The following is a 23,352-nucleotide window of genomic DNA, read 5'->3' as shown; positions in this document are numbered from 1 at the left end:
GTACGACGTCGCCGGTAGCCCAGGAATTTTACAGCGCGGTGAGTCTAAATGCCGCGCTGCAACGTAACTGTCACATCGCTGCGGCGTTGGCGCTCCCTTGCCGACCCCGGCGGTGCTCGTCGATCGAGCAGTAGAGGCGGTCGGCCTACCTTGTTTTCACAGCATGTTTTCTGGGTAGGCCGGCCGCTGCGCGCCATTCTTGGGGCGGGGCTTGAGGTTCGCCAGCGCGCCGCGTGCGGCACTCCAGCCAGATCAACGCGATAGCCCTTTCCACCACTCGCCCAACCGCCTAAGCGAAACGCATCCCCGGGGGGCCGCTTATGCGCGGCTGAGAGGTGGGCAGCAGCCCATGACCCGCTGAACCTGATCCGGCTTATACCGGCGTAGGGAGGGTCTGCGGCTGGCCCGTCGTCCCTCCGATTGGAGTGGACGTGACGTTTTTTAATGCTGGTTTTTTGTTGTGACGCGCCCGTTTATAGCGCGTGGCCGCCCTGCTTTCCGGGTAGCGCTGACCCTCTCGGCGAGCCTTGCCGCATCCTCTGCAAGCGCGCAGGTCGCGTCCGAGCCGGTCGAACCCACGGAAATTCGTGTGGTCGGCAAGCAGGATCCGGCCGGCTTGCTCCCGGACCAAAAGGTACCGCGCGCGCAGAGTGCGATCTCCGCCGACTTCATCGTCAAGCAGGCGCCCACGCTCAACGCGTTTCAATTGGTGACGCTGCTGCCCGGCGCGAACGTCGCGTCGAGCGACCCGTACGGTCTGTCGACGAGTTCCAGCCTCACGTTGCGCGGGCTCGGCCAGGACGAGATCGGCGTGCTGATGGAAGGCGCGCCGCAGAACGACATCGGCTATTATTATGCCTATCCGTCGCAGTTCGCGGATCCCGAGAATTTGAAGCGCATTTCGCTCGCGCAGGGCTCGGTCGATATCGACTCACCGACGCTCGGCGGCGCGGGCGGGCTGTTGTCGCTCGCGCTCGACGATCCCAAGGCGCGTCCCGGTGCGCTCGTCGACTTGTCGCTCGGCAGCTACGCGGCGCGGCGTGGGTTCTTCCGGGTCGATAGCGGGACGATCGGCAATACCGGGCTGAAGGCGTTCCTGTCCTATTCGAATACCCGTGCGGACAATTGGCGAGGTGCCGGCTACGATACGCGCCAGCATATCGACGCCAAGATCCTGGGGGAATGGGGCGCCGGCAACCGCGCCAGCCTTGCGTTGTCGTACAACGACGCGAACTCGTCGAGCTATCCGAGTCCGACGCTCGCCGAATGGAACGCGCAGGGCCGCGACTTCAACTACGACAAGCGCTACACGGCGGGGAACACGAACTATTGGCGCCTGTACCGCGCGCCGTTCCGGAATCTCTACGCCTCCGCGCCGGTGCATCTGGTGCTGACCGATCGGCTGGCGCTCGACACCACCACCTATCTCCAGTTCGGCTACGGCAACTCGCCCTACGGGACGCAGCTGACCACGGAAGGGAATTTCCTCGGCACTGAGGAACTGGCACAGCCGATTGCGCTGCCCGGTGCGGTCGACGGCGTCGCGACCGTGCTCGGCAATTACACCGGCGACCAGATGCGGACCGGCAACGTCAGCAAGCTGACCTTCAGGACCGGCGCGCACACGCTCACGGCGGGGCTCTGGTTCGACTACGGCACCGACCGCGTCACGCAGTCGTACACCTCGATCGACGCCGATGGGCAGCCATTCGATCGCTGGGGCTATCGTTCAAAGGCAATCCGCACCGCCTACGGGAGCCTGCTCGCCTATGAGAACCAGCGCACCGTGACGGTCACAAAGGGCTTCTTCGTCGCCGACAGCATCGCGCTGACGCCGCGGTTGACGATCGATGCCGGGTTCAAGGGCGTCAACGTTTTGCGCAACGGGCGCAATTATCTGCCTGGGCCGCAGGACAAGGTGCGCAACGACAGCTTCGCCGCCTTGCCGCGTGCCGCGATCCACTACCGGATCGACGATCGCCAGCAGCTGTTCGCCAACATCACCACCAACTTCCGCACGCCCAACGAGTTCACGCTCTACAACAGCTACTATGGTGGCGAAGTGGTCGCGCAGGGGACGAACGCGCTCAAGAACGAATATTCGGTGTCGCAGGAGATCGGCTACCGCTTCATCGGCGAGCAGCTCTCCGCCTCGGTAACCGGCTTCCACTACAAGTTCCGCAATCGACAGTTGGCAACCGTGATCGACCAGGGCGGCGCGCAGGTCAACGCGACGCTCAACGCCGGCGGCCAGACCTCGTACGGCGTCGACGCGGAGATCGACTATCGCCCGGTCGCAGGCGTCAGCCTGTACCTCTCCGGCGAATATCTCCGCGCGCGGATCGACGACGACCTGCCGGTCGGCGCGGACTTCCTGCCGACCAGCGGCAAGCACGCGGTGTCCAGCCCGACAGTCCAGTTCGGCGCGGGCGGGATCTATGACGACGGGCGATTCTTCGGCAGCGTCGCGTCGAAATATATCGGCCGGCAATATGCGAGCTTCATGAACGACGAGCGGATCAAGGGCTATGCGACGCTCGACCTGTCGGTCGGCATGCACCTCGCCGACTGGCTCGACGGCAAGCGCACCGATCTGCGCGTCAACGCGATCAACGTCACCGATCCGCACGTCCTTGCCGGCGTGCAGTCGGTTAGTACCAGTGCGCAGGACACGATCGGCCGTAACGGCACGGTGATCGCCGGCTCGCCGCCCGCTTATTACATCGGCAGCGGCGCGGCGGTCATGGCGACGATCTCGCGAGCGTTCTGAGGTGGCGTCGCAGCTGAAGCATCTGGTCCACGGCATGGGCACGACGCTGGAGGCGCCGACTTGGCCCGCCATCGCTGCGGACGAGGCCCAAGCCGCGCTGGCGCACTTTCCTGGAACAGGGCGGATGACCGGGCTTCACTGGCATTCCCCGCGACCCTTCTCTGCCGCGACCTTGGTGCATACGACCAACGGCGCGTTCCTATTGAAGCGGCACCATCACCGCGTCCGCACGGTCGAGGGGCTGGCCGAGGAACACGCGTTCATCGCGCATCTCGCGGGTGCGGGCGTGTCGGTGCCCGAAGTGATGGCGACTGCACAAGGGGCGAGCGCCGTCGCGATCGGTCCGTGGTCGTACGAACTGCACCGCCAGGCGCCGGGCGAGGATCTGTATCGCGATCGGCTGTCTTGGACGCCGTTCCTGTCGCTCGATTATGCCCATGCCGCCGGTGTGGCACTGGCGGAACTGCACGTCGCGGCGCGCGGGTTCGATGCGCCAGTGCGACGCCGACAACCCTTGGTTTCGAGTTTCACGATACTCCCTGCCGCCGATCCGCTGATCGCGGCGCGCGCGTATGTCGCCTCCCGCCCTGCGCTGGCCGCGTTCCTCGCGGACCGGCCATGGCAGGCGCAACTCGCGCGACTGTTCGAGCAGGCCGATAGCGACCTGTCTTCGCTTCTCGTGAAACAAGCGTCGTTGTGGACGCACAACGACTGGCATCCCTCCAACCTTCTCTGGACGCGAGAGGGCGCGGTGCGGACGGTGTTCGACTTCGGGTTGGCGGATCGCACGAACGCCGTTCACGACATCGCGACGGCGATCGAGCGGACGGCGGTGCGGTGGCTGGATCTGGGGCAGGGGGCTGACGATGCGATCGCCGATCCCGAGACGGCGCTGGCGCTGATGGCGGGCTATGCCGAAGTCCTACCGCTGAGCGATGAGGAGATCGCCGCGATCGTGTCCTTGTTGCCTTTGGTCCATGTCGAATTCGCGCTGTCGGAGGCCGATTACTTCACCGCCGTCGTCGCGGACACCGCGTCCGCCGCTATGGCCTGGGACGGGTATCTGATCGACCATGCGGCGTGGTTCTTCTCGCCTCTGGGCCAGGAGTTCCTGCGCCGGATCGCTCAGTCATGACGCCGCTCGAGATCGTTGCGGTCGTCGTCAGTTTTGCTGGGATATGGCTGACCGCGAAGCGCAACATGCTGTGCTGGCCGGTCAATTTCGTCGCCTGTGCGCTCTACTTCAAGCTGTTCCTTGACGTGCGATTGTACGCGGACATGGTGCTCCAGGCGCTATTCGCGATCGCCATCGTCTATGGTTGGCTCGCGTGGGCACGCGGAAAGGTTGATAAAGGCGATGTCGTCGTCGAACCGTTGCGGCCATCGCGTGCGGTTACAGGTCTCGGCGCGGGAGCGGTCGGGGCGTTCGTGATCGGCTGGTTCATGAGCCGTTACACCGACGCGGCATTGCCATGGGCCGACGCGACGCTCAGCAGCTTCAGTCTGGTCGCACAATATTGGGTCGCGCGACGGCATGCGGCGAACTGGCTGCTGTGGATCGCGGTCGACGTCCTGTATGTCGGGATGTTCGCCTACAAGGGGCTCATGCTCACTGCCGGGCTGTACGCGGCGATGGTCGTGCTGGCCGTGATCGGATATCGGCGCTGGCAGGCGCGCTCTGCCGGCTAGTGCGCGCGAAACGGAGATGGGGCGTTGGCGGACAAAAAGGATTGGGACGGCGATGCGGTCCGCAAATGGCTGGACGCCCGGGGGATTGCCGCACGCTCCGAGCAGGTTGTAGCCGAGCGTGGCGGCCGTGAACTGCAGGATGACTGCGACAAGGCATCAGCCGAGGAAATGGTCTGTGCGCTGATGAGCCGGAGGGGGGTAGCGGACAGCCAGGCGGCGTTTGCCACCGCACTTGCCGCGATATTGGAGCGCGACGAATATATCTGGCGCGGCGTCTACAACGATACGCGCTTCGACCGGCACGTGCGGTCCTACGCTAGAAAGCTGGTCAAGATGGCGAAGACGAACACGGGGTTCGAGAACGTCGCCTACTATCAATAGGTATCGATAAGGCGGCCCGCTCGATGGAGAGCGGGCCGCATTTTAGCGATTAGCGACGGTCGAAGTCGAACCAACCGCGCTTCGTGCCGTCAGTGTTGTACGCCGGGCGCGCCGACGACGCGGCTACGGGACGCGTGTCAGGCGACACGAAGATCGAGCGATCCTCTACCGGCGCACGCGTCGTCACGGGGGCGACTGGCGCCACCGGCGTGGCCTTTACGAGGCGCGCATTCTCGTGCTCGGCCTCGACCGCACGCTTTTCGGCGGCGGCGGCGCGGATGTCGGCATCCTTCTTGGCGACCGCATGGGCATCTCGCTCGGCGTGATAGCGCGCCTTCCACTTCTTGCCGCCGGGATGGCTCGCCAATCCGAAAAGCCAGCCGGCGACGAAGATAAGTGCGAGCGCGGCGAATTGCGTAGGCGTGGAAAACAACGGCATCGAAAAACCCTCCTGTTACGGGGGCTCAACGATCCGTTGGCGTTGCGGTTGCTTACCCCTTCAGCAGCGCGTCGGAGATCGAGCAGGCGGCTGGGCCGAGAATGACGACGAACAGCACCGGCAGGATGAACAGGATCAGCGGCACGGTCATGATCGCGGGCAGACGTGCCGCTTTCTCCTCGGCACGCATCATGCGTTCGTTGCGAAATTCGCCCGACAATACGCGCAGTGCGGAGGCAAGCGGTGTGCCGTATTTCTCGGTCTGGATCATCGTCGTGACGACGCCCTTCACCGCGTCGAGCTTCACGCGCAACGCGAAGTTCTCGAACGCGCTGCGGCGGTCGGTCAGGAAGCCCAGTTCGATCGCGGTGAGGGTGAATTCCTCACCCAGTTCGGGATAGGCGCGGCCGAGCTCGCGCGCGACGCGGTGGAACGCGGCATCGACGGTCAGGCCGGCTTCGGCGCAGATCACGAGCAGGTCGAGCGCATCGGGAAGGCCCTTGCGGATCGCATCCGAGCGCTTCTTGATCTTGTTGTCGAGATACAGGTCCGGCGCCTTGTAGCTCAGGATGAAGCTCATCGCGACGAGCCCGTATTTCTTGAGCGGACCCCAGGTCGCGAAGCCATCTGTGCCATAGACCCAGTAGAGCATCGTCCCGCCGATCACGATCGGCAGGACCAGCCGACCGAAGATTACCGCCGGCGCCCATTCCTTCGAACGGATGCCGGCCTGCATCAGCTTGACCTGGACCGCCTTGACCTGGCTGTCCTGCAGCACCTTCATCGACGACAGGATGCCGCGCATCCGGTCCGCGGTGTCGTTGCGCGTGACCAGTTTCGCGCGGCGCTTGGTCGAGGCGGTGATGCCCGCCTTCAATTGTTCGCGACGATCGTTCAGCGCCTTGACGCGCTTGGCCATCGGATCGTGGACCGTCGTCACCGCATAGATCGCGATCATCACGGCGAACGCGGCGACGCCCGACAGGATCGTCGCGACCCAGAGTATGTCGACCCCGAGCAGGGTAGGTCCGGCGGTCTCGCCCATCGTCAGTCCCTCAGATCTCGAAATTGATCATCTTGGCCATGATGAAGGCGCCAATCGCCATCCACATCATGCCGCCCATGCCGATTGCCATCAGCCGCTCGTCGACGAAGAACCGCTGCATGTAGGTGCCGTTGATGAACCAGATCAGCGCGAACACGATGAACGGCAGCGCGCCGATGATGTAGGCCGACGCCTTCGATTCCGACGACATCGCCTTGATCTTCAGCTTCATCTGGCCGCGCATGCGCAGCACGTTGGCGAGATTGGCGAGCGTTTCGGCAAGGTTGCCGCCGGTCTCGCGCTGGATCGCGATGGTGATGACGAAGAACTGGAATTCGGGCGTGCCGAGCCGGTCCGCGGTCTCCTGGAGCGCGGCGTCCATTGTCCGGCCGATCTTCATCTTGTCGCTGACCGAGCGGAATTCCTCGCCGACCGGGCCGTCGAGTTCATGGCCGACGACGCCGATCGTCTCGCTGATCGGCAGGCCGGAGCGCAAGCCCCGGACGAGAAGCTCGATCGCGTCGGGAAACTTCGCGGTGAACTTGCCGACGCGGCGGTTGATCGTCTTGCCGACGACCCGATGCGGCAGGCCGATGCCGACGAACAGGCCGAACAGCAACGCGAGCAGGACCGGCATGCCCTTGAACAGCATGAGCGCCGCGACGACCAATGCGATCCCCGCGGTCGCCATGCCGTATTGGCCGACGGTCCAGTCCTTGCCCGTCATCGCGAGCCGCTTTGCGAGCTGCACCGGGTTGGGCAGGATACGACCGAACGCCAGATCCATCTTGGTATCGCGCGCATGCGAAATGCGCCGCATGTGCGCGTCCGCCACGGTGATCTCGTCGCCGTGGCGTTCGCGCAACGCCACGAGGCGTCGCGATTTCGCGCGGCCCGGCGAGGGCCCGGCGAACGCGAACACGATCATCCCCAGCACGATACTCGCGCCGATCATCACGAGCAGAAGCGGCGCCATGCCGGTCATTGCGCGACGCTCGTCATGTGGGCGTGACCATGCGCGATCATTTCGCTTTTGCCGGCTTCAGCGTGCGCTTGGTCATCAGCCCGCGGAGTTCGCCGAACTTGCCCATCAGCGAATGACCCCGGGACGCCTTGGCGCCATCGATGCCGCAGTCCGCGACCGCGGCGGCGAGCGCACTGGCGAGCGCGACGATCGGCGCGATCGTCTTGCTGGTCTTGCCGACCTCGACGATCGGCTTGCCGAGCTTGGCCGACTGCGCCGCGAGCTTCTGGTCGAACGGGACGAGATAATCGATCTTGCGCTCGATCGAGCCCTCGAAATCCTTGCGGCTGATCTCGAGCTGACCGCCGGTGTGCACGCGGTTGGCGACCACGAACAGCTCGATCTGCGGCGCATTCGTCTTCAGCCACGACAGGATCCGGATCGTATCGCGCGCAGCCGCCAGCGTCAGGTCGGTGACGATCACCGCTAGTTTCACGTCGCTGATCAGATGCGGGTGCTGGATCATCATTGCCCGCGGCAGATCGACGACGGTGCATTCGAACGCCGCGCGCATCTCCTCCTGCAACTGGTAGAAGGCGGAGCCGTCGGTGACCACCGGCGAGCTGATCGGGGCTTCCGCGCTGAGCACCGACAGGTTCTCCGTCGCCTTGACCATAGCGCGTTCGATGAACAGCCCGTCGATGCGGCTCGGGTTCTCGATCGCGTCGGTGAGGCCGCGGCCGGGCTCGAGATCGAGGCTGAGCGCGCCCGTGCCGAAATGCACGTCGAGATCGAGCAGCGCGGTCGAGCGCTTCTCCTTGTCGGCGAGCAGCCACGCGATCGAGGTCGCGATCGTCGATGCGCCGACGCCGCCGCGCGTGCCGATCACGCCGACCGAGCAATGCGGACGCTCCGGCGACAGGTCAACGGGCTTCGGTGCATTGAGCATCATCTGCGCATGAACGAACGCCTCGCGCAGCATGTCGGGATGGAGCGGCTTCAGGAGGTAATCCTGGATACCGCTCGCCACGAGGTCACGGTACAGGCGAACGTCGTTCACCTGGCCCGCGGCGATCACCACCGTGCCGGGTTCGCAGACTTCGGCGAGCGCGTGGATGTCGTTCAGCGGATCGCCCGACTCGGCGAGATCGACGAACAGGATCTGCGGGGATGCGGCAACCGACAGCGACTGGATCGCGTTGCGCAGTCCGCCCTTGTAGATCTTGTCGACCGACCAGCCGAGTTCGGTCGCGATCGGGCGCAATGCCGCCGCGGTCGTCTCGTCGCAGACATAGGCGGTAAAGGGATCGCGACTGGCGGCGCCAGCGGGCTTCCACGGAGCGTTCATCACTTGCCTCCCGGCGTGGCTGCGGCGAGCGAACCGGCACCGGTCGGCGCTTTCTTGCGGTACGTGTCGATCGCCTTGTACGAGGCCGCGGTATCGGTGGTCTCCGCCCCTTCCTTGCCGCGCACCAGGTCGGCCGGGTTGGCGATCATCGCCGCGAGGTTGCTGTTGATCGCGCAGCCGAAGTTGGACGACGTGTTGGATTCGAACTCGTTGGTCGCGTTGCGCGACCAGTCCGGGCAGTGCGGAACCTGCGCGCGCATCCGGCTGACGACCACCCGGATCGATCCCGGCGTGACCGAGGCCGGGGTGACCGGCGCGTCGTCGCTCAGCAACAGGCCATAGCTCGCGACCACCGCGGCGACGTCGCCGTGCGCGGCAGGGCCCTCACCTGCGGGATCGTCGATGGCTACGCGGTCGCCATAACCAAGCCGCATCGCGTTCATCCAGCCGGCAAGCCGTTGCTGTTCGCCCGGCGCCAGGGCACCGCCAGACACGCCGAGATCGAGCGCGTAGTCGGAGCGGCTCACGACCGGTTGGTGGATCGATTCAAGACCGCGATTCTCGGTACCCATGCACCCGCCAAGCAGCAGCGCGGGGACGAGAGACGCCAACAGGATCGACTTGGTGATCATCGGAAATCCTTGATGCGGTGGTCGCGAGCGGCGGGGCAGGGGCCGGCTCAATTCGAGAAACCTGGCGCGGGCACGGCGCCCTTCTTGGTCTTGGCGCCATTCCCGTTGGCAGGGCGCGCGGCGATATCGTCCTCGCTGCGGCGGACGTCGCTACGCGGCATCGGCATGACCGGGGCGGCGGCACCGATCGCCGGTGGAACATAGGAAGGCCGCGCGATCGTCGGCACAGGTCGCTTGCCGCCACTGGTGGCGCTGAGCGTTCCCAGCAGCACGCGGTCGATATCGGTCGGCGCGCGCGCGCCATCGGTCGGCAACGCGATGTCGCTGGCGTTGTTGACCGGCTTCACCAGATACGGCGTGATGACGATTACGAGTTCGGTCTCGTTGCGCTGGAACGCGTTGGAGCGGAACAGCGCGCCGATGATCGGCAGGTTCGAAAGGCCCGGCGTCTTGTCGTAGCTGTTGTTGTTGTTGTTCGACAGCAGTCCGCTGATCATCATGCTCTGGCCCGAGCCGAGTTCGACCGTCGTCTCGGTACGACGCGTCGTGATGCCGGGCACGCGCGTACTACTCAGCGTGATCGCGTTGGCATAATCGAGCTGCGAAACCTCCGGACGTACCCGAAGCGAGATTCGACCATCCGACAAGACCGTGGGCGTGTAGGCGAGGCTGATGCCGTATTGCTTGTACTCGACCGAGATCGTGCCGAGCGCCTGCGCCAGCGGGATCGGAATTTCGCCACCGGCGAGGAACGTGCCCGTCTCGCCCGACAGCGCAGTCAAGTTCGGGTTGGCGAGCGTCGTCACCTGACCGATTGTCTCACCCAGGTCGATCGCGCCGATGAGATCGAGCCCGAGCAGCTTGCCGGCAAGGCCGAAGGTAGAGCCTAACGTCGATTGCGTGACACCGCTTTGAGTGGGGGCAGTAAAGCCTGTCGACAGCGTGCCGCCCGGAAGGAATTGCGTGCTGGCGCCGCGGCCTTGGGCAACGCCAAATTTGAAGCCGCCCGTACCGTCCCTGCTTTGTATGTTTACCCCGATGTTCTTGATGAAACTCCGAGAGACCTCGGCAATGCGGACCTGAAGATTCACCTGCAAAGGCGTCGCAGTCTTCAGTCGCGACAGGACCTTTGTCGAATCACCGACGAACGCCTGCACCAGCCGTTCGGCTTCGGCGGCATCTTCGGGTGCAGCGACTGTACCCGTAAGCAGGATCAACCCGTTCATCGGCGTCGCGACGACCTGTGCTTCGGGCATCGCGAGCCCGAGCATCTGCTGCACCGAATCGAGGTTGTTGCCGACGCGAATGGTCGAGGCGTAGACGACGCCGCCGCCCTTCGCGGTTGCCGAGATCGTCGTCTCGCCGGTCTTCTTGCCGAACACGTAGAGCTGCGTCGGCGAGCGGACCTGAACGTCGGCGATGGTGTCGTCGGCGACGAACAGGTCGCTCATCGGCCGCGCCAGCGTGACGAGTCGTCCGCGACCGGTGTTGACCTGCACGACGGGCAGTCCCGAGGGGGCGGCCTGCGTACGAGCCTGAGCCCGCTGGGCATGCTGGGCGAGCGCGGGGACGGATGGTGCGGCGGTGGCGGCGGCAAGGGCGACCGCGAGCGGCCAACCCATCTGCCGTCCGACTGGGCGCGTCATGGCGATACGCATCTTAATTCTTCCCCCCGACCGGAACCATGGTCACCGCATTGCCGCGGGCGACCCGTACGGCCGGGCCCTGCACCACGACCGGTGCCCCGCCACCGGACTGCGGCGCACTTGTCATCTGCATAGGACGACCGTCTTCGCCGCTGGATGCTTTGCCGGGCACCGTGCTGCGCTGGTACCGCGAGACGTCGGCGCCGGTCTGATAGCTACCCGCGCCGGAGCTCGGCTGGCTGGCGACGCGCACCAACATCGCCTTCTCCGCCTTCGGATCGGTACCGTCGGGTACCTTCACCGCGCCGGACGCGATCGCTTCCTCGAGTTCGGCGGAGTTGTCGGCAATCGACCGCAGTGACAGCGACAGCGAGCCGAGCGTCTGCGCGAGAGCGACCTGCTCGGCCATCTTCGGCGTCGCCTCGATCGTCACGTTGGAGAACGTCTTGACCTCGGTCTTGCCGTCCGCACCGACCAGATTGTCGGTCCGCTGATCGGTCGCGAGCACGCGGATGTTGCGCATGATCGTTTCGGACACCTTCAATGGATCGCCGTCGCCACCGCCCCTGACCGCCTGCGTCAGCACGAGGTCGATTCGGTCGCCGGGAAACACGAACCCGGCGACGGCGGCCTGTGCCGAGACGGGGACGGTGACCGCGCGCATGCCGGGGCCGAGTGCCGCGGCGAGGAACCCTCGATCGCCGGGCTTCACCAGCGCGCCCTGGGTCACCGGCTGCCCGGCGGTGATGATGCTGCGGACCACCGTGCCCTGGAGCGATTTCAGGTCGGTCTTGTCACGAAGGTAATAGGCGTTGTCGACCAGCTCCTTCGGCCAGGGCTGGAACTTTAGCGCCGTGGCGTCGAGGATCGTGCCGACCGGGAGCGAGCGCGTTGCGACCAGGACTTCGGGGCCGTCGATGACCGGCGCGGCGATGGCGGTCGCGCCAGCTTGCGGCGCCGAACTTCCGGCGATTAGCGTTCTGGCGAAGAAGGCCGTGACGGCTGCGACTATAAGCGCGCCGACCAGCAAAATGATCTTGCGTGTATCCATGACTAGATCGTGCCTTTCAGGCGCCGCGAATGTATTTCGACGTTAATCATCACTGAAACTGGTTAAGGAGTGGTTCGCGCAGCGCGAGAAGGCCAGCGATTGCTATTGCCACGCCGTAGGGGACCTCGATATGTCCGGCGTTCTTCTTGGCACGATGCTCGATCATCATAACGAGCGTGACGAGGCCGCCGACGATGGACATCACCATCAGCATCGAAAGGAACGCCGGGAACGGCAGCCATAGCGAGAGCGCGACGATCAGCTTAACGTCGCCGCCGCCCATCATGCCGAAGTGGAAGGCAAGCAGGAACAGCGCGAAGACGATGAGCGCGACGCCGACCTGCAGCGCCATGTCGGGCCACGGATCGAGTCCGTTCGCATACCACCACAGCGGCGCCAGCATAGCGACCGCAGCGGTCTTCCAGTTCGCGATCTCCCGCGTCCGCGCATCCTGGATACCCGCCGAGACCAGCAGGCCGCCGAGCACCAGAATCAAAATTGGAAGAGCAATGTTCCATCCCATCGGCTAGTCCCTAACGGACATGGCTTTCGAAAAAGTAACCGTGCTTGGAGGAATTTCGAATGATGCCACGGGTTTGCGCATGACGACCGATCCGTCAGCGGTGCGTCGGACGATTCCGGACGAGGCGCGCATCGGCTATTGGACCGCGCCCGACGGCTGGAAGCTGCGCCGATTCGACTGGCCGGCACAGTCACCGCGCGGGCGGATGCTGTTCCAGACGGGGCGCGGCGATATTTTCGAGAAGTATCTCGAGACGTTCGCGCATCTGCACGCATCGGGGTGGTCGGTGACGGCGTTCGACTGGCGCGGGCAGGGCGGGTCCGGGCGTTTGTCGAGCGACCCGCATGTCGGGCATGCGAGCGACTACCGGGTGTTCGATGCCGACCTTGCGGCGTTCTGGTCGGATTGGAGCGTGGAGGAGGCGGGCCACGGCCTGCCACGGGTGATACTCGGCCATTCGATGGGCGGGATGATGGTGATGCGCGCGCTTGCCGATCGCACGATCGCGCCCGATGCGGCGATTCTGGTCGCGCCGATGATCGGGTTGAAGGCACCGTTCGGGGCGGCGTTCAGCGCAACGATTGCGCGGTGGATCGCGAGTCGAGGCGACCCTGCGCGTGCGGCGTGGCGCAGCAACGAGCGGCCGGGATCGGTCGCCTCGCGCCAGTCGCTTTTGACGCACGACGCCGATCGCTACGGCGACGAAGGCTGGTGGCAGGCGGCGCATCCCGACCTCGTGCTGGGGCCACCGAGCTGGGCGTGGCTCGCACAGGGGTTCGCGGGCGCTGCGGCGCTGGCGAGCGATCCGCGGGTGGAGTCGATCGAGGCGCCCGTGCTGATGCTGATTGCGGAGGCCGACAAGCTGGTCGATCCGCGTGCTGCGCTCCGGCTCGCGGCGCGGTTGCGCAATGCGCAGGTCGTTCGCTTCGGTCCGGAGTCCGCGCATGAAATCCTGCGCGAGGCGGACGGCGTGCGAAATCGGGCGCTGTCGGCGATCGATTCGTTCCTGGCTGCGTGCGCGGCCTGACGGTGACGGGCGTGTACGACATCGCGATCGTCGGCGCGGGCATGGCGGGGGCAAGCCTGTCCGCGGCGATCGGGTCGCAGGCGTGGGTGCTCGTCCTGGAGGCGGAGGACGCGCCGGGCTATCACGCGACGGGTCGCTCGGCGGCCTTTTGGTCGGAAACTTACGGCGGGCCGGATATCCAGCCGCTGACCACCGCGTCCGGGCCATTGTTGCAGGCAGGCGGCCATCTGGCTCCGTTGGGCTCGCTCCACATCGGCCGCGCCGAAGACGAATCGGCGATGGACGCGTTCCTCGCCGAGTTCGCGAGTAGCGACGTGCGGCTGGATCGAGTCGATCCTTCCGCTTTCGTGCCCGGACTGCGTTCCGAATGGACGCTTGGCGTACAGGAAGCGACCTGTGCCTATATCGACGTTGCCGCGCTTCATGCCGAAAGCATTGCCACGGCGCGCCGCGCCGGTGCGGACTTCGTCACCGATGCCACGTTTGCCGGAGCGACGCGCGATGGCGGGATCTGGACGATCGACACGACGGCCGGCACGTTCCAGGCGCGGACGATCGTCGACGCAGCGGGCGCCTGGGCCGATGACGTCGCAGTACGCGCGGGCGTCCGTCCGCTCGGGTTGCAGGCCTATCGCCGGACGATGGTGCAACTCCGCACCGATCCCGGCGCGCCTGACGGGATGCCGCATGTCGCCGATCTTGGCGGTCGCTTCTATTTTAAGCCCGAACCCGGCGGTCGGCTGTGGCTGAGCCCGCACGACGAGACGCCGACGGACCCGTGCGACGCCGCGCCTGAGGAGATCGATGTCGCGATCGCGATCGATCGGTTCGAGCAGGTCGTCGACTGGCGAGTCGCCGCCGTCGAGCGACGCTGGGCTGGCCTGCGCACGTTCGCGCCCGATCGCCTGCCGATCTATGGTTTCGACCGCGACGTGCCTGGCTTCTTCTGGTGCGCGGGGCAAGGGGGCTTCGGTATCCAGACCGCCCCCGCCGCGGCGTTGCTCGCCGCCAGCCTGCTGCTCGGCGTCAGTCCCGACCCGGCAGTCGCAGCGATCGACGCCGCACGGTATTCGCCCGGGCGGTTCTAGGTCTACTTGCGTCCGGCCGCGACGGCCGCGTCGCTCGCCAGCTTGTCCGCCCGCTCGTTTTCCGGATGGCCGGCGTGACCCTTGACCCACTGCCACTCGATCTTGTGCCGCGCCACCGCCGCGAGCAGCGCGTGCCACAGCTCGGCGTTCTTCACCGGCTTCTTGTCGGCGGTCTTCCAGCCGTTGCGCTGCCAGCCCTTCACCCACTTGGTGAGGCCGTCCATCACGTATTTGCTGTCGGTATACAGCGTCACCGCGCACGGCCGGGTCAGCGCGTTGAGCGCCTCGATCGCCGCGGTCATCTCCATCCGGTTGTTGGTCGTCGGCGTCTCGCCGCCCGACAATTCCTTCTCATGCGCGCCCATGCGGATCACCGCGCCCCAGCCGCCGGACCCCGGATTGCCCTTGCACGCGCCGTCGGTGAAGATCTCGACCTTGGTGATGGAAACGGGAGCTTCGTCAGTCATGCAAACAGGTCGTCCTTGAGATACGTCTCGAGCCGCCGCCAATAGGCGAGTGGATCCTTGCGCGTCACCAGCGCATCCGCCGGCGTATTGAGCCAGTCCCACGCGCGCGTCAGCAGGAACCGCAGGCAGGCGCCGCGCGCCAGGATCGGCAGCGCGGCGCGTTCCGCATCGGACAGTGGGAAGCGGCTGGCATAGCCGTCGATCAGCGCCTTGCCGATCGCCGGGTCGTAATTCTCGCCATTGCCGTCGAACGCCCATGACGTGTGCATCACCGCCAGATCATAGGTGCGGATGTCGGTGCAGGCGAAATAGAAATCGATCACCCCGGTCACGCGGTCGCCGAGCATCAGCACGTTGTCGGGGAACAGATCCGAATGGATCGCCGCCATCGGCAGGTCGCGCGGCCATTCCGCCAGAACCGCCGCCAATGCCGCCTCGGTCCGGTCGAACAGCCTCGGTTCGATCGTGTCGATGTCGCGGCCGCAACGCTCCAGGAACGGTCGCCACGTATCCGCACCGAGCGGGTTGAGGCGGACCTGGTCGAACCCTGCGAGGCTGTTGTGCATCTGCCCCATCGCCCCACCCGCCGCAAACGCCTGTGCCGCGGTTGGATGCGATACCGAAACCCCGGTCAGGAACTCGATCAGGCATGCCGATCGCCCGGCGAGCTGCTGGATTGCCGCGCCGTCACGATCGGGCAATGCGCGCGGTACCGGATTGCCATCGGCCGCAAGATGATCGAGCATGTCGAGGAAGAACGGCAGGTCGTCGGTCGACGTCCGCTCCTCGTACAGCGTTAGGATGAAGCGGTCTGCGGTCGTCTCGACGAGGTAGTTGCTGTTCTGCACGCCCTCCGCAATGCCCTTGGCGGAAAGGAGTTCGCCCCGATCGTAGCGCGCGAGGAACGCGCCCAGCGCCTCCGCCGATACCTGCGTGTAGACCGCCATGCTAGGCGGCCGCCTCCAGTCCGCGTGGCAGCTTGAACGCGATCGTCTCGCGGTTCGTCTCGACCTCGCGCTCCGACACCGTGAAACGCTCCGACAGCCGATCGACCAGTTCGCGGACCAGCAATTCAGGCGCCGAAGCGCCGGCCGTGATGCCCAGCGTCCCAACGCCAGCAAGAAAATCCCAGTCGAGCTCGCTCGCGCGCTGGATCAGCATCGCCGGCGTACCCTCGCGCTCGGCGACCTCGACCAGCCGCACCGAGTTTGACGAGTTCGGCGCGCCGATCACCAGCACCGCATCGACGCTGTGCGCGATCGCCTTGACCGCGGTCTGGCGGTTCGACGTCGCGTAGCAGATGTCCTCGCCCCGCGGCGGCAACATCTGCGGGAAGCGGCGCTGCAACGTCGCCACCACCGCGGCGGTATCGTCGACCGACAGGGTCGTCTGCGTCAGGAAGGCGAGGTTGGTGTGATCGATCGGCATGAACACCTCGGCGTCCTCGACCGTCTCGATCAGCGACATCGCACCCGCCGGAACCTGTCCGAACGTGCCGATCACCTCGGGGTGCCCGGCATGGCCGATGAACACGATATGCCGTCCCTGCGCCACCAGCCGCTCGGCCTGGCGGTGGACCTTCGACACTAGCGGACACGTCGCGTCGAGATATTCAAGCCCGCGATTCTGCGCGTCGAGCGGCACCGATTTAGGCACGCCATGCGCCGAGAACACGACCGGGGCGCCATCGGGCACCTCGTTCAATTCCTCGACGAAGATCGCGCCCTGCGCCTTCAGCGTGTCGACGACGAACTTGTTGTGGACGATCTCGTGGCGAACATAGACCGGCGCCCCGTGTTTCTCGATCGCCAGTTCGACGATCCGGATCGCGCGGTCGACGCCTGCGCAAAAGCCTCGGGGTGCTGCGATCAACAGTTCGAGCGGCGGCTTATCGATTGGGCTCATGATGCCTTGCCTCTACGCGATTGCTTGCCTGGACGATAGCCGGTTCCTATGGTGCGCCGCGACAGGGGCCGCTTGCGACATGCGGTGGCCCTTTCGCTCGTTCGAGAAGGTAAGCGTCGCCGTGAAAGCCCCCATCCTAGCCGTTTCTGCGTGTGCGATCTTGTTGAGCGGGTGCGCCGGCAAGGGCGAAGTCGATGCGACCGGCGGCATTTCCGCAGTCCGCTCGGTCTGCCCGCCCGTGGCGATCCCGGCAGCGACCGGCGACATCACGCTGTTCGATCCGGTAACCAGCCGCGACCAGTCGGCGATCGACGTTGCCGGCTTCATGACCAACGTCCGATCGACTTGCGCGGATGCGACGGACCAAGTCGTGACCAACGTGACGTTCGACATCCGCGCTCGCCGGACGCGTACCGACGCCGCGCGCGACGTGACGTTGCCGTATTTCATCACCGTCGTGCGCGGCGGCAGCGCGGTCGTCGCCAAGCGCATCGGCCGTGTGACGTTGCACTTCGCCGCCGGACAGGCGCTGGCTTCGGCGTCGGGCACGACGACCGCCACCGTGTCGCGCGCTGCGGCCACCTTGCCGGAAGACGTTCGGGAAAAGCTGACCCGCCGGCGCAAGGCGGGCGATCAGGATGCCGCGGTCGATCCGCTGAGCACGCCGGAAGTTCGCCAGGCCGTGCTGCGCGCGAGCTTCGAGGCGCTGGTCGGATTCCAGCTCACCGACGATCAGCTAAAGTATAACGCCACGCGTTGAGCCCGTTGGGCGACTGTCGCCCACGGTACTGTCAGAACGAAGTACGGCCCCCCCTTCGCGCTGAAGAGGGGGCCGTAAACTTACTTGTCGCTGCGGACCAGTTCGGTCGCGGCGAGGTGTTCCGCCAGGAACCACACCTGCGGCTCGTGCGTGCGGATAATGTTGCTCACCAGCAGATCGTTGGTGCCGTCGTCGCCCGACTCGTCGGCAGCTTCGGCGCCTTCATGGGCCTGACGCAGGATGATCTCATGCGCTTCGAGCAGGCGTGCGAGCTGCGTCGGGACGTCCTCGCGACCCTTGGGCGGGCGGGGGATCGTCGTCATCTCCGCGACATCGTGCGACATCGCGATTGAGATACCGCCAAGCGCCATGATGCGTTCGGCGATGAGATCGACGAGTGCTGCCTGCTCTTCGTAATGCTTGTCGAGCAGCAGATGCAGTTGGTAAAACGTCGCGCCCGACATCTGCCAGTGATGCTTCTTGTACATGTCGCGGATCGTCATCGTGTCCGCGAGCACCTGGTTCAGCGTCGCGACGCTCTGGGCGCGGGCATTGTCCTCAAGTGCGATCGGGAGTTTCTTCAGCGTCCCATAAGGCTGGATCTCGCGATATTCGACCTTGTACTGTGGCTGTGCCTCGACCGAAACATCGGTGTCCGCCTTGATCAGCTTCGCGGGTTTCTTCGCCATTCGGAATTCCTGTCTGTTCGGGTGAACTCGACCGGCATAACGCACGAACGGACGGATCGACAGCAGATCAAATCCTCGTTCAGCGTGATCGTCAGAACCGACCTGCTCTTGACTGGACGGCGTCGGCGAAGGAAGCGGGCGCGGTAAACGTGTTGGGAGTTGAGGATGACGGAAGCACCGCTGGTCGCAGGTATCGAACTTGGCGGCACCAAATGCATCTGCATTCTTGCGCGCGGACCCGACCAGATCGAGGAAACCGTGCGGATACCGACCACGCGCCCCGAAGAGACGCTAGCCGCGATCGAGGCAGTGCTGGACCGGTGGAGTGGCTTCGTGGCGATCGGTATCGCGAGCTTCGGGCCGGTTTCGATCGATCGCCATTCGGGCGATTACGGCCATATCACGTCGACGCCGAAGCCGGGCTGGGCCGGGACCGATATCGCGGGACGGCTGAACCGGCGCTACGGTGTGCCCACGGGTTTCCATAGCGACGTAGTCGGCGCGGCGTTGGCCGAGGCATTCTGGGGCGCGGCGAAGGGTTTGCCGGACATCGCCTATGTCACGGTCGGCACTGGAGTCGGCGCCGGCATGATCGCAGGCAACCGTCCGGTCGATGGCCTCACGCACTCAGAACTCGGCCACATCCGCCCCGCTAGGTTCCAGGGTGACGACTGGATCGGCAATTGCCCGTTCCACGGCGCGTGCATCGAGGGACTGGTCGCCGGACCCGCGATCGCGGCACGGATCGGATTTCCCGCCGACGAAGCGCCTGCCGAGCATCCAGTCTGGGATAACGTCGCGGACGCGCTCGGGCAGCTTTGCCACACGCTCGTGCTGACCGGCATCCCGCGCCGCATCGTGATGGGCGGCGGCGTGATGGGGGCATCGCACCTGTTCCCGCGGGTCCGGGCCGCCATGACGCGGAGCCTTGGCGGATACATCACGCTGCCCGAGGTCGCGCTGGTCGACACGTTCATCGTGCCGCCCGCGTTAGGCAACAACGCCGGGCCGCTTGGCGCAATCGTGTTGGGCGCTCAAGCACTTGGACATAAGTTACAAACATCGTTCACAGCGTCTTAACTGCTTTAGGTTACTATCCTTCGTAACGATGAAGGCACTTGGCGTACCGCAAGGCACGGATGCGGTGGCCAGTGAGGAACTGTATCGATGCGCATTCTGATCGTGGACGACGAGCCAGCGATGCATGACAGCTACCGGCGCAGCTTCGCCGGTCAGCGATCGGAGGGCGGCGAGGCGCTCGGCGCGATGGCGGCGGACCTGTTTGGCGGGAACGCCAGTGAGCTCCGGCGCGGGGACATCGCCGGCTTCGCGCTGACGCATGCGCATCAAGGGCTGGATGCGGTCGCGGACGTCGCGCGGGCGTTGGCGGACGGCGAACCTTTCGCGGTCGCGTTCATCGATATCCGCATGCCACCCGGTATCGACGGGCGCGAGACGGCGCAGCGCATCCGGGCGCTCGACCCTGAGATCAACCTCGTCATCGTTACCGGCTTTTCCGATTTCTCGCCGATCGAGATCAGCAAGGTCGCAGGACCCGCCGACAAGATCTTCTACATCGCCAAGCCGTTCGAGGTCGCCGAGGTCACGCAGACCGCGACGGCGCTTGCGAAGCGCTGGGAAATCGATCGCGAGTTGAAGGCGGCCCGCGTCACGCTGGCCGCGCAGGTTGTTCAACTCGAAGAGCAGAGCGCCGAACTAGCCGCGAACGAGAGTCGCGCGGTGCATATGGCGACACATGATTCGCTGACCGATGCGCCGAATCGGCTCGCATTTCTGCGCGCGCTTGCCGAGCGAACCCGCGCGGCAGGGCTGTTCGCGACGGTGATGGTCGATCTGGATCGGTTCAAGCTGGTCAACGACACGCTCGGCCACCTGGCGGGCGACGCGCTGATCCGTGAGATCTGCACGATCCTGCAGCGATCGGCGCCGGAGGGAGCATTGGTCGCCCGGCTTGGCGGGGATGAGTTCGGCATCCTGTTCGAGACGTCCGGCGAGGCGGCGGGCGTCATGGCGTGCGAGCGTGTCGTCGCGGCGTGCTCGGTCAGCCTGCAGGTGTTCGGCAATTCGGTGCAGGGCGGGGCGTCGGCGGGCGTGGTTGTCAGCGAGGGTGGGCAGGGCCGCGATCCGGTGGATGTCATGCGACGGTCCGATCTCGCGCTCAACGACGCCAAGCGTGGTGGGCGAGGGATCGTCCGCCTGTTCGACGAGAGCATGGACGAAGGCATCCGGTTTCGCCGGCGGGTCGAGGGTGGGCTGAGCCAGGCGATCGCGAAGGGCGAATTGAGCCTGGTCTATCAACCGATCGTGTCGCGCGACGCGGTCGAGGTGATCGGTTTCGAGGCGCTCATCCGCTGGAACACCGACGAATATGGCGCGATGAGCCCGAGCACGTTCATCCCGATCGCCGAGGAATCGAACCTGATCCACGAGCTTGGCGACTGGGTACTGGGCGAAGCGCTCAACGTCCTGAAGCAATGGCCCGGTCAATATGTCTCGGTCAATTTCTCGCCGCGCCAGTTTCGCCGTCACAATTTCGTCGGGCACATCATGGAGAGCGTCGAGCGCGCCGGGATCGAGCCTGCGCGATTGCAGATCGAGATCACCGAGACCGCGATCTTCGACGATGCCGAACGGGCGGCGGAGACTCTCTACAAGCTACGCCAGATGGGATTTCGGATCGCGCTCGACGATTTCGGGACGGGGTATTCGAGCCTATACAACATCCGCAAGTTCGCGCTGGATTGCCTGAAGATCGACCGCTCGTTCATCGATGGGATGGGCCGGGAGCGCGAAAGCGCGGCGATCGTGCATTCGATCATCCATCTCGGTCGCGCGCTGGGGCTGGGCGTGATTGCGGAAGGCGTCGAGACCGACGCGCAGGTCCAGGCGCTCAAGCTGGCTGGGGCGAGCCATTTCCAGGGATATTTCTACTCGCGCCCGGTTGCCGCGGACGTTGCGCTGGACATGGCAAACGCGCGCTATCTCGGCGGTGAAGACGATATTGCTGGCGACGGACCGACGGCACCGCGGCAATTGGGCAACGGAATGTTGAACTGATGCCGACGGTCGGGATGGGGCGCGTTCCGGCGACGCTGGGGCGGCAATTCGGCAAGATGCGGCGACCTGCGTCGCTCGGTGCGAAACTCGTGTTGATCATGACGGGCGTCGCGCTGTGCGGGACGGTCGCGATCACGGTGTTGCTGGCGTCGATCATCACGCCGAGCTTTACCAAGTTGGAAGACGCGGCGGTCGCGGGGCAAGTCGAACGGACGCGTGCGGTGCTGTCGAAATACGCTGCCGGGGTCCAGGCGGAAGCACGAGACCGCCGCGATGCAGCGGGGTTATCCGAGGCAAGGCTTGCGCCTGGTAGTCGCGTTACGCCTGCGACCCGATCACTCCCTGCCGATGGCGTTGCCGAGATCGCAGCAAACGGCCGTATTGCTCGCGCGCGCTGGAACGGACCGCCGGGTTCGACCTCGTCGCAACAATGGGCTGATTTGCTCGATCGTACGGACTTCGCGCACGTGCTTGGCCGGCGTCGTTCGGCGCGGTTCTATACGCGGCTGGGGAATAGTGTTGCAGCGGTAGGCGTCGCGCGAATGGCGGCGGCGAGCGGCGCGGATACCGGGCAGGGCTATATCGCGGTCGCGCGCGTAGTAACCGCCAAGCAGATTTCCGAAACTTTGGGTGTCGATGCGACGTTAGACGTCGGTTCCAGCAGTTCGGGGGTGGCGACCTATCGAGGGTCGAGAGCGGCAATTGCCGTGCCACTGATCGGCGCCGATGGGCGCGCCGTGGCAACGACCCGGTTTGCCGTACCAAGTGATGCAACGCGGCTCGGCAGGCGCGTGCTGGTGTTTGCGATCGCAGGATCGATCGTGCTTCTGCTGTTCGTGCTCATCGTACTGCGTCGTCTCATTGCGCAACTCGTCCTGCGTCCATTGCTGCGCATCGAAAATCATATGCGGCGGGTTCGCGCGTCGGGATCTCTCACCCTGCTCGAAGAGGATGAGCGGCGCGACGAGATCGGTTCGCTCGGACGCAACTTCAACGCGATGTTGCAGCAATTGAAGGATCTACGCGAACAGATCGGCGTGCAGTCGTTCGATCTCGGACGGAGCGAAAGTGCGGTGGCGGTGATGCACAACGTCCGCAACGCGCTCAACCCGATCAGCACGATCCTTAGCCGCGAGATCGCGCAGGTGCCGCCGATCGATCGCGCCACGCTCGACCGGGCGATCGAGGAACTCGCGCGAGGCGATGTTTCCGGCGAACGCCGCGAGAAGCTGGCCGCGTTCGTCACCGCGGCGATCGACGCGGACGCCGCCAACCGCGAATCCACCCGTCACGAACTCAGCATCGGCCGGGAGGCGATGGGGCATGTTCTGGAGATCATTGGCCAGCAGCAGCAGGGCGCGCACGAACGTCCGGCGCTGGAGATATGCGACGTCACCGCGATCATCGCGCGCAACGCGACGATCGTCCGCTATCTGGAGGGCGCTTCGATCGCGTTCGGGTTTCCGGCGGGCCCCAATCTCGTGATGGCGAACCGGCTGATCCTGAGCCAGGTGATCGGCAATCTGTTCGCCAATGCAGCGGAGTCGATCGTCGCGCGGGGGACCGGCAGCGGATCGATCGTTACCGCCATCGAGCAAATCGACGGCCGCGTGGCGATCGAGATACGCGACGATGGCGAGGGGATCACGCCCGAAGTCGCTGCGACGCTGTTCCACCGCGGCTTCTCCACGCGCGCCCACAAGTCGGGGGGGCTGGGGCTGCACTGGTGTGCCAATTCGGTGAACGCGATGCAGGGTTCGCTGCGTCTGGAGAGCGAAGGAACGGGGCAGGGCGCGGTTGCGATCCTGACGCTGCTGGCGCCCGATGCAGGGGTCGTCGAACTGGTTTGA

Annotated in this window: 22 protein-coding genes and 1 riboswitch; of the genes, 10 read left to right on the top strand and 12 right to left on the bottom strand. The window is 65.4% G+C overall.

What is annotated here, in order from left to right; translation table 11 throughout:
• The first annotated feature begins 297 nt into the window (after positions 1-297).
• Positions 298-407, top strand: a riboswitch (TPP riboswitch).
• A gap of 53 nt (positions 408-460) precedes the next feature.
• Genes E5673_RS17255 through E5673_RS17240 form a run of 4 tightly spaced genes read left to right on the top strand, consistent with a single transcriptional unit; the run spans position 461 to position 4,840 of the window.
• Positions 461-2,770 carry a TonB-dependent receptor gene (locus tag E5673_RS17255; protein WP_247599451.1) on the top strand — a complete coding sequence of 770 codons (2,310 nt, stop codon included), beginning with the start codon at positions 461-463 and terminating at the stop codon, positions 2,768-2,770.
• Position 2,771: 1 nt separating this feature from the next.
• Complete coding sequence (locus E5673_RS17250) at positions 2,772-3,905, top strand: phosphotransferase (RefSeq protein WP_136190954.1); 1,134 nt, start codon at positions 2,772-2,774, stop codon at positions 3,903-3,905.
• Complete coding sequence (gene pnuC / locus E5673_RS17245; protein WP_136190953.1) at positions 3,902-4,459, top strand: nicotinamide riboside transporter PnuC; 558 nt, start codon at positions 3,902-3,904, stop codon at positions 4,457-4,459. Before E5673_RS17250 ends, pnuC begins: the two co-directional genes overlap by 4 nt.
• 24 nt (positions 4,460-4,483) lie before the next feature.
• Positions 4,484-4,840, top strand: a complete 357-nt coding sequence (locus E5673_RS17240; RefSeq protein ID WP_136190952.1) for a hypothetical protein — start codon at positions 4,484-4,486, stop codon at positions 4,838-4,840.
• Between the two features lie 49 nt (positions 4,841-4,889).
• Here E5673_RS17240 and E5673_RS17235 read toward each other — a convergent pair whose 3' ends face one another.
• Genes E5673_RS17235 through E5673_RS17200 form a run of 8 tightly spaced genes read right to left on the bottom strand, consistent with a single transcriptional unit; the run spans position 4,890 to position 12,488 of the window.
• The gene (locus tag E5673_RS17235; RefSeq protein WP_136190951.1) at positions 4,890-5,279 is read right to left on the bottom strand and encodes a hypothetical protein; all 390 of its coding nucleotides are present in this window, start codon (positions 5,277-5,279) and stop codon (positions 4,890-4,892) included.
• 52 nt (positions 5,280-5,331) lie between these two features.
• On the bottom strand, positions 5,332-6,324 hold the full coding sequence (locus E5673_RS17230) for a type II secretion system F family protein (protein ID WP_136190950.1): 993 nt from the start codon (positions 6,322-6,324) through the stop codon (positions 5,332-5,334).
• A gap of 10 nt (positions 6,325-6,334) precedes the next feature.
• Positions 6,335-7,300, bottom strand: coding sequence for a type II secretion system F family protein (locus tag E5673_RS17225; RefSeq protein WP_136191591.1), 966 nt, complete (start codon positions 7,298-7,300; stop codon positions 6,335-6,337).
• 46 nt (positions 7,301-7,346) lie between these two features.
• Positions 7,347-8,636 (bottom strand): pilus assembly protein CpaE, encoded by a 1,290-nt coding sequence (locus tag E5673_RS17220; RefSeq protein WP_136190949.1) that lies wholly within the window; start codon positions 8,634-8,636, stop codon positions 7,347-7,349.
• The gene (locus E5673_RS17215) at positions 8,636-9,268 is read right to left on the bottom strand and encodes a CpaD family pilus assembly protein (RefSeq protein ID WP_056064987.1); all 633 of its coding nucleotides are present in this window, start codon (positions 9,266-9,268) and stop codon (positions 8,636-8,638) included. The genes E5673_RS17220 and E5673_RS17215 overlap by 1 nt, the downstream gene beginning before the upstream one ends.
• A 47-nt stretch (positions 9,269-9,315) precedes the next feature.
• Positions 9,316-10,926, bottom strand: coding sequence for a type II and III secretion system protein family protein (locus E5673_RS17210; protein ID WP_247599450.1), 1,611 nt, complete (start codon positions 10,924-10,926; stop codon positions 9,316-9,318).
• A 1-nt stretch (position 10,927) separates the two neighbouring features.
• Positions 10,928-11,965, bottom strand: coding sequence for a Flp pilus assembly protein CpaB (cpaB, locus tag E5673_RS17205; protein ID WP_136190948.1), 1,038 nt, complete (start codon positions 11,963-11,965; stop codon positions 10,928-10,930).
• 49 nt (positions 11,966-12,014) lie between these two features.
• Complete coding sequence (locus tag E5673_RS17200) at positions 12,015-12,488, bottom strand: prepilin peptidase (protein WP_136190947.1); 474 nt, start codon at positions 12,486-12,488, stop codon at positions 12,015-12,017.
• Positions 12,489-12,567: 79 nt separating this feature from the next.
• Here E5673_RS17200 and E5673_RS17195 point away from each other — a divergent pair, with 79 nt between their 5' ends.
• The gene (locus E5673_RS17195; RefSeq protein WP_136190946.1) at positions 12,568-13,515 is read left to right on the top strand and encodes an alpha/beta hydrolase; all 948 of its coding nucleotides are present in this window, start codon (positions 12,568-12,570) and stop codon (positions 13,513-13,515) included.
• The gene (locus E5673_RS17190) at positions 13,503-14,603 is read left to right on the top strand and encodes an FAD-dependent oxidoreductase (RefSeq protein ID WP_281727873.1); all 1,101 of its coding nucleotides are present in this window, start codon (positions 13,503-13,505) and stop codon (positions 14,601-14,603) included. The genes E5673_RS17195 and E5673_RS17190 overlap by 13 nt, the downstream gene beginning before the upstream one ends.
• A 2-nt stretch (positions 14,604-14,605) precedes the next feature.
• On the opposite strand, the gene rnhA is transcribed toward E5673_RS17190, so the two are convergent.
• From rnhA to ispH, 3 genes are read right to left on the bottom strand one after another with little or no spacing between them, the layout of a single operon-like run.
• Positions 14,606-15,070, bottom strand: coding sequence for a ribonuclease HI (gene rnhA, locus E5673_RS17185; RefSeq protein WP_136190945.1), 465 nt, complete (start codon positions 15,068-15,070; stop codon positions 14,606-14,608).
• The gene (thrB, locus tag E5673_RS17180) at positions 15,067-16,017 is read right to left on the bottom strand and encodes a homoserine kinase (protein WP_136190944.1); all 951 of its coding nucleotides are present in this window, start codon (positions 16,015-16,017) and stop codon (positions 15,067-15,069) included. Before thrB ends, rnhA begins: the two co-directional genes overlap by 4 nt.
• Before the next feature lies 1 nt (position 16,018).
• The gene (gene ispH / locus E5673_RS17175) at positions 16,019-16,975 is read right to left on the bottom strand and encodes a 4-hydroxy-3-methylbut-2-enyl diphosphate reductase (RefSeq protein ID WP_120301031.1); all 957 of its coding nucleotides are present in this window, start codon (positions 16,973-16,975) and stop codon (positions 16,019-16,021) included.
• 121 nt (positions 16,976-17,096) lie between these two features.
• Between ispH and E5673_RS17170 the strand changes: the two genes are divergently transcribed.
• A complete protein-coding gene (locus tag E5673_RS17170; protein ID WP_247599449.1) occupies positions 17,097-17,735 on the top strand; it encodes a hypothetical protein in 639 nt (212 codons plus the stop codon).
• Between the two features lie 80 nt (positions 17,736-17,815).
• Here the strand turns inward: E5673_RS17170 and E5673_RS17165 are convergent, their stop codons facing one another.
• Entirely contained in the window at positions 17,816-18,424 is a 609-nt protein-coding gene (locus tag E5673_RS17165) for a DNA starvation/stationary phase protection protein (protein ID WP_056488739.1), read from the bottom strand.
• A 165-nt stretch (positions 18,425-18,589) separates the two neighbouring features.
• Here E5673_RS17165 and E5673_RS17160 point away from each other — a divergent pair, with 165 nt between their 5' ends.
• The 3 genes from E5673_RS17160 (at position 18,590) to E5673_RS17150 (ending at position 23,352) form a co-directional block, all read left to right on the top strand.
• Complete coding sequence (locus E5673_RS17160; protein WP_136190943.1) at positions 18,590-19,504, top strand: ROK family protein; 915 nt, start codon at positions 18,590-18,592, stop codon at positions 19,502-19,504.
• 87 nt (positions 19,505-19,591) lie between these two features.
• Positions 19,592-21,502 (top strand): GGDEF and EAL domain-containing protein, encoded by a 1,911-nt coding sequence (locus E5673_RS17155; RefSeq protein WP_136190942.1) that lies wholly within the window; start codon positions 19,592-19,594, stop codon positions 21,500-21,502.
• Positions 21,502-23,352 (top strand): sensor histidine kinase, encoded by a 1,851-nt coding sequence (locus tag E5673_RS17150; RefSeq protein WP_247599448.1) that lies wholly within the window; start codon positions 21,502-21,504, stop codon positions 23,350-23,352. The genes E5673_RS17155 and E5673_RS17150 overlap by 1 nt, the downstream gene beginning before the upstream one ends.

It is taken from the genome of Sphingomonas sp. PAMC26645 (genome assembly GCF_004795835.1).
In the GTDB taxonomy this organism is placed as follows: Bacteria; Pseudomonadota; Alphaproteobacteria; order Sphingomonadales; family Sphingomonadaceae; genus Sphingomonas.
Note: the sequence above shows the minus strand (reverse complement) of the source record. Positions and strands in the feature narration are given on the sequence as shown.